The sequence below is a fragment of the Leucobacter soli genome (genome assembly GCF_042659205.1).
In the GTDB taxonomy this organism is placed as follows: Bacteria; Actinomycetota; Actinomycetes; order Actinomycetales; family Microbacteriaceae; genus Leucobacter; species Leucobacter soli.
The window spans coordinates 1-11,892 of sequence record NZ_JBHSRW010000061.1 but is presented as its reverse complement, the minus strand read 5'-3'; the positions used below and the strand labels follow the sequence as shown (position 1 = coordinate 11,892).

General features: G+C 68.8%; 11 protein-coding genes and 1 pseudogene. 5 read left to right on the top strand and 7 right to left on the bottom strand.

The genetic code is table 11. From position 1 onward, the window contains the following. From ACFPZL_RS05925 to ACFPZL_RS05905, 5 genes are all read right to left on the bottom strand, one after another. Window positions 1–822 (bottom strand): ABC transporter ATP-binding protein (locus ACFPZL_RS05925; protein ID WP_382334877.1); only part of this gene is annotated, 822 nt, incomplete at its 3' end. 47 nt (window positions 823–869) lie between these two features. Next, window positions 870–1,682 (bottom strand): ABC transporter permease, encoded by an 813-nt coding sequence (locus ACFPZL_RS05920; RefSeq protein WP_218114638.1) that lies wholly within the window; start codon window positions 1,680–1,682, stop codon window positions 870–872. After that, a complete protein-coding gene (locus ACFPZL_RS05915) occupies window positions 1,679–2,617 on the bottom strand; it encodes an ABC transporter permease (protein ID WP_218114637.1) in 939 nt (312 codons plus the stop codon). The genes ACFPZL_RS05920 and ACFPZL_RS05915 overlap by 4 nt, the downstream gene beginning before the upstream one ends. Window positions 2,618–2,661: 44 nt before the next feature. Further along, a complete protein-coding gene (locus ACFPZL_RS05910; protein ID WP_328798010.1) occupies window positions 2,662–3,399 on the bottom strand; it encodes an extracellular solute-binding protein in 738 nt (245 codons plus the stop codon). Between the two features lie 24 nt (window positions 3,400–3,423). Further along, window positions 3,424–3,789: a type 2 periplasmic-binding domain-containing protein gene (locus tag ACFPZL_RS05905; RefSeq protein ID WP_218114635.1), complete on the bottom strand. Its 366-nt coding sequence runs from the start codon at window positions 3,787–3,789 to the stop codon at window positions 3,424–3,426. Between the two features lie 224 nt (window positions 3,790–4,013). On the opposite strand from ACFPZL_RS05905, the gene ACFPZL_RS05900 reads away from it, so the two are divergent. After that, the gene (locus ACFPZL_RS05900) at window positions 4,014–5,630 is read left to right on the top strand and encodes an amidohydrolase (RefSeq protein ID WP_382334875.1); all 1,617 of its coding nucleotides are present in this window, start codon (window positions 4,014–4,016) and stop codon (window positions 5,628–5,630) included. Between the two features lie 99 nt (window positions 5,631–5,729). Then, complete coding sequence (locus ACFPZL_RS05895) at window positions 5,730–7,154, top strand: APC family permease (protein ID WP_236021977.1); 1,425 nt, start codon at window positions 5,730–5,732, stop codon at window positions 7,152–7,154. Window positions 7,155–7,371: 217 nt separating this feature from the next. On the opposite strand, the gene ACFPZL_RS05890 is transcribed toward ACFPZL_RS05895, so the two are convergent. After that, window positions 7,372–8,268, bottom strand: coding sequence for a biotin--[acetyl-CoA-carboxylase] ligase (locus ACFPZL_RS05890; protein ID WP_218114633.1), 897 nt, complete (start codon window positions 8,266–8,268; stop codon window positions 7,372–7,374). Between the two features lie 203 nt (window positions 8,269–8,471). Between ACFPZL_RS05890 and ACFPZL_RS05885 the strand changes: the two genes are divergently transcribed. From ACFPZL_RS05885 to ACFPZL_RS05875, 3 genes are read left to right on the top strand one after another with little or no spacing between them, the layout of a single operon-like run. Continuing rightward, window positions 8,472–10,043: an acyl-CoA carboxylase subunit beta gene (locus tag ACFPZL_RS05885; protein ID WP_218114675.1), complete on the top strand. Its 1,572-nt coding sequence runs from the start codon at window positions 8,472–8,474 to the stop codon at window positions 10,041–10,043. Window positions 10,044–10,072: 29 nt separating this feature from the next. Next, a complete protein-coding gene (locus tag ACFPZL_RS05880) occupies window positions 10,073–10,432 on the top strand; it encodes a hypothetical protein (protein WP_236021976.1) in 360 nt (119 codons plus the stop codon). A 34-nt stretch (window positions 10,433–10,466) separates the two neighbouring features. Beyond that, window positions 10,467–11,156 (top strand): NUDIX hydrolase, encoded by a 690-nt coding sequence (locus ACFPZL_RS05875; RefSeq protein WP_218114632.1) that lies wholly within the window; start codon window positions 10,467–10,469, stop codon window positions 11,154–11,156. Between the two features lie 27 nt (window positions 11,157–11,183). Here ACFPZL_RS05875 and ACFPZL_RS05870 read toward each other — a convergent pair. Beyond that, a pseudogene (locus ACFPZL_RS05870) lies at window positions 11,184–11,892 on the bottom strand (phosphodiesterase); the annotation flags it as partial.

The window sequence follows — 11,892 nt, the reverse complement described above, 5'->3', positions numbered from 1 at the left end:
CACGACCACCGCCGCCGGCCCGGGGCGCACCTCGCCGCGGCCGGCGAACTCCAGCTCGCCCGCGCGCACGACGCCCTCCGACAGTTCGCCGGAGAACACGCTCGACTCGCCGATGAACTTGGCGACGAACAGCGTGCGCGGCGCCTCGTAGAGCTCGTGGGCCGTGCCCACCTGCTCGATGCTGCCCTCGTTGAACACGACGATGCGGTCGGAGAGCACGAGCGCCTCCTCCTGATCGTGGGTGACGTAGATGAACGTGCTGCCGAGTTCGCGGTGGATGCGGCGCAGCTCCATCTGCAGCCACTCGCGCAGCTTCTTGTCGAGAGCGCCGAGCGGCTCGTCCATGAGCAGGATCGGGGGGTCGTAGACGACGGCGCGAGCGAGCGCGACGCGCTGCTGCTGGCCGCCCGAGAGCTGCCTCGGGTACCGATCCGCGTACTCCGAGAGACGCACCATCTCCAGCGCCTCGGCGACGCGGCGCTTCCGCTCCTCCTTCGGCACCTTGCGCTGCTTCAACGGATACTCGACGTTGTCGGCGACCGTCATGTGCGGGAAGAGCGCGTAGTGCTGGAAGACGACGCCGAGGTTGCGCTCGTGCGCCTTCAGCTTCTCGAGCGGCTGGTCGTTCAGCTGCATGGTGCCGGTGCTCGGCTCGATGAAGCCCGCGATCAGGTTCAGCGTGGTCGTCTTGCCCGAGCCCGAGGGGCCGAGGAAGGTGAGGAACTCGCCCCGCTGCACGGCGAGGTCGATCTCGTTGAGCGCGACGGCCTCGCCGTACGACTTCGAGAGTAGACGAAGGTTGAGGATCGTATCGTCGGTCATGACTGGGTCCTTAGGTCTCAGGTGCGGTCGAGTGTCGTGGGCCGGGATCATCCGGCGCTCTTGCGGCCTCGGCGCGAGAGCGGCACGACCACGAACTGGTAGAAGAGGAAGGCGAGGATCACGGTCGCCAGGATGAGCGAGGCGGCCGCCGCGATCGTCGGATCCGTCGTGCGCGTGACGCTCGTGTACATCATCATGGGAAGCGTCTGCAGCGACGGGCTCACCATGAACTGCGAGACGATGACCTCGTCGAAGCTCGTCACGAAGGCGAAGACGGCGCCGGCAGCGACGCCCGGTGCGATGAGCGGCACGGTCACGGTGAAGAACGTCTTCAGCCGGCCGGCCCCGAGACTCGCGGCGGCGAGCTCCAGGCTCCGATCGTAGCCCGAGAGGCTCGCGTTCACCGCGATCACCACGAGCGGGAGCGCGAGGGTGACGTGCACCATCACGAAGCCGAACATCGTGCCGGCGAGTCCTGTGCGCAGGAAGAACGTGTAGACGCCGGCGCCGACGATGATCGCGGGAACGATCATCGGCGTGAGCATCAGGGTCTGCGCGAGGCCCGCGAGCCGGCTCTTCGACCGGTTGATCGCGAGCGCGGCGAGCGTTCCCAGCACCGTCGCGAGGGTCGCCGCGAACAGGGCGATGGCGGCGGAGTTGCCGAGCGCCTGGAGCCACCGGGGATTGGTGAAGAACGACTCGTACCAGCGGGTCGACCATTCCTTCGGAGGGAACTGGAAGCTCGCGTCGGCCGCGAACGAGATCGGGAACACCGCGAACATCGGCGCGATGAGCCAGATCGCGATGACGACCGCGACCACGGTGAGGAGCCCCTTGGTGAGTGGGCGGACGGTGTTCATGCTTTGCTCCCTCCGACCATGTCCTGCACCGAGCTGCCGGTCTTCTTGCCGATGTACTGGGCGACGCCGAGAATCAGGAGCGTCACGAAGAGGAGCACGAAGCCGATGACCGCGCCGTGGCCCCATTGCGCGAGGCCCTGCACCTGGCCCTGGATGAGCGTGGAGAGGAACGCGTCCTGCGAGCTGCCGAGCATGGCCGGTGTGATGTAGAAGCCGAGCGCCATCACGAAGCACAGCAGCGCGCCCGAGGCGACGCCCGGCAGGCTGAGCGGCAGATAGATCGAGACGAAGGCCTTCGATGGCCGTGCACCGAGGCTGATCGCGGCGGTGAGCAGCCGCGAATCGATCCGCGACATCGTTGCGTAGATCGGCAGCACGACGAATGGCAGCAGCACCTGCGCCATACCGATCAGCACCGCGGTCGGCGTGCGCATGATGCCGAGCTCTTCGACACCGAACAGCGCCACGAACTGGCCGATCGGACCGCTGTCCTGCAGCAGCACGACCCAGGCGAAGGTGCGCACCACCATGCTCGTCCAGAAGGGGATCAGCACGATCAGCATGAGCAGGTTGCGCGTCGTCGGCTTCACCACCGTCATGAAGAAGGCGAAGGGGAAGGCGAGGATCACGCAGATGATCATCACCCAGAAGCTGATGAACAGCGTGCGCCAGAGCACGGCGAGATTGACCGGCTGTGCGAAGAACCACTCGAAGTTCTGCAGGCCGGGCTGGGGATGCGTGAAGGCCTCGACGAGCACCGTCAGCATCGGATAGAAGTAGAAGGCCGCGAGCACGACGAACGCCGGCAGCAGCGCGAGCAGCAGCATGCCGCCCGCCTTCGAGCCCGCCCTGGCCGGCTTCTTCGACCCGCCGGCCGTCCGTATCGCGCGCGTGGAGAGTTCCGAGAACTGCGTGGTATCAGGTCCTGATGACATCGATCCGTCTTTCACCTCGAAGGGTCGGGAACCCGGGTCGCCGATCAGGCGCCTGCGACGATTCCGGCCCAGCGATCCTGCAGCGGGGCCACCCCGTCGGCGTCGGCCCAGAAGGGCAGGTCGAGCGCGACCGACGTCGCCTCGCGCTCGGCCGTCGTCGTGATGTAGCTCGAGGTCAACTCGTCGACATCGGGCGCGGACTGGGTGTTGATGGGCGAGTAGCCGCTCTCCTCGGTCCACTGGTTCTGCTGCGCCGCGCCGTACGCGTAGTTGATCGCGTAGTAGGCGGCCTCGGCGTTCGGAGACCCCTTGATGATCGCGAAGTAGTCGACGATCGAGATCCAGTCGGTCCAGACGGCCTGGATCTGAGCGCCGTTGCGCTCTGCGGCGAGCGCGCGGCCGTTCCACACGCCGCCGACCTTGGCCTCGCCCGACTCGAGCATTTGCTGCGCCTGCGCGCCGGTGGCGTAGAACACGATGTCGCCCTTGATCGACTCGATCTTATCGAGCCCCTTGTTGGCCCATTCGGCCGAGAACGGCTCGGACGCCGGATCCCACCCGGCTGCGATCGCCGCGCCCTGCACGATCGAACCGTCGATCTGACCGTCGCCGCTGTTCAGCGCCCGGGTGCCCGGGAACTTCGCGGTGTCGTAGAAGTCGGCCCACGACTGCGGGCCGTTGTCGCCGAACGTGTCGGTGTTGTAGGTGATCATCATCGCGTAGGCGATCGAGGGCACGCCGCACTCGGTGGCGTCCAGGAGGCTCTCGGGGACGTTCGACAGGTCGAGCTTCGACTGGTCGAGCTTCTAGAAGAGCACGCCGCACTCGCGAGAGATCTGGTCTCCGTACGATGAGACGAAATCCCACTGGTAGCTGCCGGTGTCGACCTGCGCCTGGATCTTGGCCAGCGTCTGCGGCGAATCCTCGTTGACCGTCGCACCGGACGCGTCCGCGAACGGCTTGAAGAAGGCGTTCATCTGCGCCTCCTGCGTCGTGCCGCCGTCGGCAGCGTAGGTGAGGGTGACGCCCTGCAGCACGCCCTCGGCGACCTCGCCGGCGACCGGGTCGGTGAGCGGGGGGATCGGCGCGGACGTGCCACCGCCGGAGCACGCGGCCAGCATCAGCGCACTCGCTGCGCCGAGGGCCGCGACGGTCAGTCTCTTGTGCTTCACAGAAATCTCCTTTGATTTGCGGGTGCCCCCACCGTAGTCGCCGCCCGCGGGCCGAACCATCGTCCTGCGGTAAAGATCCGATGAGATGCTTCATACTTCTGTACATTCGATGTCCCGGATCGGCGCACGCGCTCACGACGGCACCTGCGACGATGCCTGCGGCAGTCGTAGAATCGAGCCGTGGCAGGCCGAGCCACCGTGCCGCTTGCAGATCGGAGCCTGAGATGAGCACCACGGTTTTCACCGGCGGAACCATCGTCGTCGAAGCTCGACGCGACGGACGGACGGTCACGAGCAACGCGATCGCCTTCGAAGGCGACCGCGTCGTGGCCCACGGCCCCGAAGCAACGGCGCTTGCGGAACGTCCGGGCTCGCAGATCGTCGACCTCGCCGGCGGCACCCTGATCCCCGGGCTCGGCGAGGGCCACGCGCATCCGGTGCTCGGAGGGCTCGAGTCCATGGGTCCGCAGGTGCGCGACGCGGAGGATCTGGACGGCATCATCGCCGCGGTGGGAGCCTGGCGGCGTGAGCATCCCGAAGCCGAATGGATTGTCGGGGGCAGCTACGACGCGACCTTCGCACCCGGCGGGCTCTTCGACGCACGCTGGCTCGATGCCGTGACCGGCGACGTCCCGACGATCCTGCGCGCCTGGGACTACCACACCGCCTGGGTGAACTCCGCGGCGCTCGCTGCCGGAGGGATCACCGCGGACACCCCGGATCCGGAACTCGGCCGCATCGTCCGTCGAGAGGACGGGACTCCGCTCGGCACGCTGCAGGAAGCCGCCGCGAACGACTTCCTCGCCGAGGTCGTACCGCCCTTCTCCCTGGAGGATCGCGTCGCCGCGATCGAGTCGGCCACGCAGGCTTACGCCGAGCAGGGCACGACCTGGGTGCAGGACGCATGGGTGGATCCCCGCGACGTGACGACCTATCTCGCGGCCGCCGCGGCCGACCGCCTGCGCACCCGGGTGAACCTCGCCTTCCGCGCCGACCCGTTCACCTGGCGCGAGCAGGTCGCCGAGTTCGCCCGGCTGCGCGCGAGCATCCGCGAACTGGCCCACCCGAGGCTGAGCGCCGAGACCATCAAGTTCTTCGTCGACGGCGGCATCGAGAACCACACGGCCGCCCTCATCGACCCCTACGCGGATCGCCCGGACGAGCGCGGCCTGCCCAATTGGAGCGCCGAAGAGCTCCACGCCGCCGCGCTCGCCTTCGACGCGAGCGGCTTCCAGCTGCACCTGCACGCGATCGGCGACCGCGCGAATCGCACGGCCCTCGACGCACTCGGCGCCGTGGAGGCGCAAAACCCGCCGCGCGAGCGCAGCAACGTCATCGCGCATGTCGCGATGCTCGCCCCCGGCGACGCCGAGCGCTTCGCCGAACTCGGGGTGATCGCGAACTTCGAGCCCTACTGGGCGCAGTGCGACCCGGTGATGGAAGCGCTCACCATCCCGCACATCGGGAAGGAGCGCGAAGGCTGGCAGTACCTGATCGGATCGGTCCTGCACAGCGGGGGCACCGTCTCGTTCGGCAGCGACTGGCCGGTCACCACCAAGGACTGGCGCCCCGCGATGGCTACGGCGGTGACCCGGCACAGCCACCTCGAGCCGACTGCGGAGGCCTGGCTGCCGGAGGAGCGGATCACCCCCGGTGCCGCCCTCGCCGCCTACACGACCGGCACCTCCCGCCAGGCGCTCGCGCCCGAACGGGGCACGCTCGAGATCGGCATGGTCGCCGACGCTGCCTGGCTCTCCGCCGATCCGCTGACCGTCGACCCGAACGCCATCCCGGAGGTCGCGGTGCGGGGCACCTGGCTCGCCGGCGAACGGATCCACTGAGCCGGCAGCGCGAATCGAGACTCGCGACTCGCGGATTCGACGTCCACGTGCGCGGAGGTCGGGCGTACCATCGCATCAGGACCGTTCTAAGGAGCTCCCGTGTCGAATCCCACTGATCAGCAGCCGCATCTGCGCCGAGCACTCGGCCTTACCGGACTCACCTTCTTCGGTGTCACCTACATGACCGTGATCACGGTCTTCACCACCTACGGCATCGTCAACCAGGTCACCGACGGGCATCTGCCGGCCGCCTACGTGCTCGCGGTCATCGCGATGCTCTTCACCGCGGCCAGCTACGGTGCGATGGTGCGCCGTTACCCGGTCGCGGGATCCGCGTACACCTACACGCAGCAGAGTTTCGGCGGGACCGCCGGCTTCCTCACCGGATGGGTGATGCTGCTCGACTACCTGTTCATCCCGATGATCAATTTCATGCTCATCGGCATCTACCTGAACACGCAGTTCCCCGCGATCCCGGTATGGGTGTTCACCCTCGTGGCGCTGCTGCTGGTGCTGCTCTTCAACGTGCTCGGCATCACGCTCGTGAACAAGGTGAACATGGCGATCATCGCGCTCTCGGTGATTCTCGTGATCGTCTTCATGGTGCTCGCCTTCAAGTTCGCCCTCGGCGGGGACATGGAGGTGAACCTGATCGAGCCCTTCACCTTCGGCGAGGGCGGCATCGGCGCGGTCGCCTCCGGTGCGGCGATCCTCGCGCTCTCGTTCCTCGGTTTCGACGCGGTGTCGACGCTGTCGGAGGAGGCGAAACGGCCCCGCAAGGACATTCCACGCGCGATCCTGCTCTCGACGCTCGTCGGCGGTTTCTTCTTCATCCTGGTCGCGTGGGCCGGCGCGATCGCGTACCACCCCGACTGGACCGCGCTCTCGGATGCCGAGATCGAAGCCGCCGGTGTCACCGTGATGAACAACATCGGCGGCGAGGCGTTCACCGCCTTCTTCGTCGCCGTCTACGTGGTCGGCGCGTTCGGATCCGGCATGACCGGCCAGGTCTCGGTCTCCCGCATCCTCTACGCGATGGGCCGCGACGGGATGCTGCCGAAGCCGCTCTCGCGCCTGCACCGCCGCTACGGCACCCCGGTCGTCGCCGCCTGCGTGGTGTCGTTCTTCGCGCTGTCGGCCCTGTTCCTCTCGCTCGACGTGGTCGCGTTCATGATCAGCTTCGGCGCCCTCGCCGCGTTCGCGATGGTGAACCTCTCGGTGATCCGCACCTACGTGTTCCCGAAGGGCGGGCGCCGCGAGTCGTTCGGCTTCTGGCGGGTGGTGCGGTATCTGGTGATGCCGCTGATCGGTTTCGCGCTGACGATCTGGCTGTGGACCTCCCTCGAGCCGACCACCTGGCTGGTCGGTGCGATCTGGATCGTCGTCGGCATCGGCATCATCGCGATCGTGACCGGTGGGTTCCGGCGCCCGGTCCCGAAGATGGACTTCTCGGAGCAGGATCCGACCACGGAGCAGATCGATGCCCTCGCCGACGAGTTCCCGCTGGAGGGCGACCGCGCATAGGAGAAAGCATCGCTTTCGACACGCGGTCGCGGCGGCCACTGCCGCCGGCCACAAAGCGCAGCGAAGGCTGGAGCGAGGATAGACGAGAGCATCGCTCTCGTCCCGAGCTCGCCGCGGCCACCGCCGGCGCTCGGTCAGAAATCTGCAGTCCGTCAGCCGGATTTCGCGAGAATCCCTGACGGACGGCAGATCTCCGACGCCGGGCCGGGCGCAGGGGTCAGCGCAGGTGCTCGACGTCAGCCGCGCTGACCGTCAGCTGCCCGCCGGTGGGCAGGTCGACGATCAGCTCGCCGCCCTCGTCGAGCGCGACCGCGCGTCCGTCGACGATCTCTCCCCCGGGCAGGTGCACCCGCACCTCGGTGCCGAGCGTCAGGGAGTGGCGCAGCACGCGGGTCCGAGCGGCGCCGGGGTCGGTCCGCGCCAGCTCGACCAGGTGCAGCAGTTCGCCGGCGACGGCGGAGAGCACGCGGTCGGCCAATTCGGGGCCGCCGGGTTCGTCGAGCGTCGCGATCTCGGGGACCTCGGCGTCGGCGGCCAGCAGCGAGGTCGCCCGCTCGCTCGGCAGCTCCCACTCCGGGATCAGCAGGTTGATGCCCGCTCCGACGATCACCGCGGGCGGCTCGCCGCCGCCGATCGGCACCAGCTCGCAGAGGATCCCGCAGAGCTTCGACCCCGGTCGCCCCGCTTCGGCGTCGGCCTCGTCGCGGACATGCACGTCGTTCGGCCATTTCGTCCCCACCCGGTGCCCCGGCCCGAAGAACGGCTGCAGCGCGGCGACGACGGCGGAACCGGCGAGCAGCGGCAGCCAGCTCGCGCTCAGCGCGTCCGGAGCCGTAGCACCCCCAACGGAACGAACACCACCAGCACCAGCACCAGCACCTGCCCCGGTGCCGCGCACGAGGATCGACATGGCCAGCGCGGTGCCCGGAGGGGTCGTCCAGTCGCGGCCCTGGCGGCCGCGTCCCGCTGTCTGATCCGCCGTCGCGAGCAGCGCGCCGTGCGGCAGCGCGGATCCTTCGCGCTCCAGCAGCTCGCGCAGCGCGGCGTTGGTCGACCCGATGCTCTCCAGCCAGTCGACACGGGGCAGCAGTTCGCGCGTTCGGGGCAGCTTCACAAGGGCCCAGCCTACTCGTCCGGCCTCCCTGCGCAGCCGTATCGAGCGCCGGCCTCAGTGGGAATCTCACAAGAGAAGCTCCGTCTTCTTTATCGAAAGCCTACGAGGTTCGGTATCAGCACCGCGCTAGGCTGGCTCTCGTGACCGCAGAGACCGCACAGACCCCCGTACCCGGCGCCGAGAGCAGCGCCGAGAGCGCACCCGTGCCCACGACGGCGGCGAAGATCACCGATCATCGCCGGAAGTATCAGGAGGCCGTGGGCGACCGCGACGCCGCAGCAGCAGCCAAGCAGCACCCGCGCGGCAAGATGACGGCGCGCGAACGCGTGGCCGCCCTGCTCGATCCCGGGTCCTTCGTCGAGTTCGACAAGTACGTCCGCCACCGCAGCCACGGCTTCGGCATGGAGCAGAGCCGCCCGTTCGGCGACTCCGTCGTCACCGGGTCCGGCACGATCCACGGCCGCCAGGTCGTCGTCTATTCGCAGGACTTCACCACGTTCGGCGGCTCGCTCGGCGAGGTCGCCGGTGAGAAGATCGTCAAGGCCATGGAGTTCGCGCTCCGGATCGGCGCCCCGATCCTCGGCATCCTGGACTCGGGCGGAGCCCGCATCCAGGAGGGCGTCGTCGCCCTCTCGAAGTACGCGAGCATCTTCCGGCTCAACACCAAGTGCTCCGGCGTGATCCCGCAGATCTCGATCGTGATGGGCCCGTCGGCCGGCGGCGCCGTCTACTCGCCCGCGCTCACCGACTTCGTGATCATGGTCGACAAGACCAGCCACATGTTCGTCACCGGCCCCGATGTCATCAAGACGGTCACCGGCGAGGAGGTCGGCTTCGAGGAGCTCGGCGGCGCGCTGACGCACAACAAGACGAGCGGCGTCTCGCACTACCTCGCGAGCGACGAGCTCGACGCGCTCGACTACGCCCGCGCGCTGATCGGGTTCCTGCCCGACAACAACCTCGCCGAATCCCCGATCTACGACAGCGACACCGCGCTCGAGATCACCGACGCCGATCGCAGGCTCAACGGCGTGATCCCCGACAGTCCCAATCAGCCGTACGACATGAAGCTCGTCATCGAGGGCATCCTCGACGGCGGCGACTTCCTCGAGGTGCAGCCGCTCTTCGCGCCCAACATGCTGATCGGCTTCGGCCGCGTCGAAGGCCGCACGGTCGGGATCATCGCGAACCAGCCCGCGCAGATGGCCGGCACGCTCAACATCGACGCGAGCGAGAAGGCCGCGCGCTTCGTGCGCTTCTGCGACGCGTTCTCGATCCCCATCCTCACCCTCGTCGACGTGCCCGGATACCTGCCCGGCACCGACCAGGAGTTCCAGGGCGTGATCCGTCGCGGCGCGAAGCTGCTCTACGCCTACGCCGAGGCGACCGTGCCGCTCGTCACGATCATCACCCGCAAGGCCTACGGCGGCGCGTACATCGTGATGGGGTCGAAGCAGATGGGCGCCGACTTCAACATCGCCTGGCCGACGGCGGAGATCGCGGTGATGGGCGGCGCGGGCGCCGTGAACATCCTCTACCGCAAGGAGCTCGCGGCCGCTGCCGAGCGCGGCGAGGACGTCGAGGCGCTGCGCGCGTCGCTGACGGCGAAGTACACCGCCGACGTGACCTCGCCCTTCCTCGCGGCGGAGCGCGGCGAGATCGACAACGTGCTCGAACCGGCTGGCACCCGCCTCGCCGTGATCAAGGCGCTGCGCGGCTTGCGCGGCAAGCGCGACGAACTGCCTGCCAAGAAGCACGGCAACATTCCGCTGTGACGTCAGTTGGTGAAGAATCGAGGCCCACGATGAATGAGCCGAGTCAGGGCGCCGGCACGCCGATCTTCGATGCGATCGTGGATCGCGGCATCAGCGACGCGGTCGCCGAGGAGCTCGCCGAGGCCGTACCGCCACCGGATGCCGCCGCCCGCGATGCGGCCAGGCGGCAGGAGGCCGGCCCGGTCGACGACGCGCTGCACGACGACGAGTTCCGCTTCATCACGCGCGGCGTCAGCGATGAGGAGCGTGCGGCCGTGATCGCCGTCCTTTCCCAGGTGCGGGCCGAGCAGACGAAGCGCGCCAAGCGCGTGGAGCGGCGTGAGCTGCAGCCCTGGGCTCGGTCTCAGCGGGTGCCGGAGGGCATCGCCGATCTGCTCGCGGACAGCTGAACACGCGCCGATCGGCGCGGAGTAGCCTGGGAGCGTGACTGCAGCAGGAGGAACGGCCGAGGCGCGAGCGCAGCTCGCGTCGGCCCTGGAGCGCGGGGTCGGGATCGACTTCATCCCACAGGGCGATCCCGGCGACCTCGCACTGCGACGCTCGGCAGTGCTGATCCTCTTCGGCGAGCTCGACGCGGTGCCCGCCCGAACGGGCGACGGCCTCGCCGCGCCGCGGGAGCTCGACGTGCTGCTGACCCGACGATCCGACACGATGCGGCACCATCCGGGGCAGATCGCCTTCCCGGGCGGCGGGGTCGAGGCGGAGGATCGGGACTCCTCTGCGACCGCCCTGCGCGAAGCCTCGGAGGAGACGGGTCTGGACCCGCGGGGCGTCGAGATCCTCGGCGAGCTGACGCAGCTGCACATCCCGGTGAGCAGCAACCTCGTCACGCCGGTCGTCGGCTGGTGGCGTCTGCCCAGCGAGATCGCGGCGGATCACAGCGAGTCGGTCGAGGTGATGCGCGTGCCCGTCGCCGAACTACTCGATCCCGCAGCCCGGGGCACCTCGGTGCTGCGGCGCGGCCCGGTCACGCATCGCGGAGCGGCGTTCCGGCTGAGCCCCCGCTTCGGCGAGCATCTCGTCTGGGGTTTCACAGGGATGCTGCTCTCGAGCCTCTTCGACGGGCTCGGCTGGGCCGAGCCGTGGGACCGCTCGCGACTCTTCGAGGTCTGAGCACGACCCCGATCACGGCTTCTCCTGTTAGAGGTCGAACACGCCGGGAACGTCCGGCGCGAGTGCGCCCCGAGTCATCGCGGCGAAGCTCGAGACCGCCTGCTGGTCGGTGAACGACGAGACGAAGTCGAGGATCGCCCGGGCCCGCCCCTGCCGCACGAGGCCGGCCTCCGAGATGTCTCCGTGCACCAGCTCCGGCCGCTCGGACTGCAATCGGAAGAGCTGCTCCGTCGACTCCTCGACCCACTCCAGCAGGCCGCGCGGGGCGCGCTGCGCGTCGTACGGGTCGGTGAGCCAGGCCTCGTACCCGAGCACCAGCTCTTCGAGCACGCGCGCCTGCCCGCGCTGCGCCTGGGCCAGGTTCGGCCGTTCGAGCACGAAATGCGCGTGCACGAATTTGAGGACGGCAACCTCGTGCCAGGCCTGCCGGCCGAGTCGCACGTGCCCGCCTCGCAGATGCGGATCATCCTCGACCACGATGGAGGATCGGAGCCGCTCGATCCAGCGCCGCGTGAAGTCGGACACCGCCCGCTCGCTCGCGATACCGCCGTCGTAGGGGGCCGCGAGCAGCTCGTCGGCGAGCTCGTCCGAGACGCGCTGCACGGCGGATCCGAACACGTCGCGGTCGGCGATCCAGCCGTCCTTGGTCCGCAGCCGCCGCCACAGCAGCTCGAGCGAACGACCGGGGCGGCGCCACTCCGCCTCCAGCGCGCTGCGCGGGGCCGCGTCGAGGTCG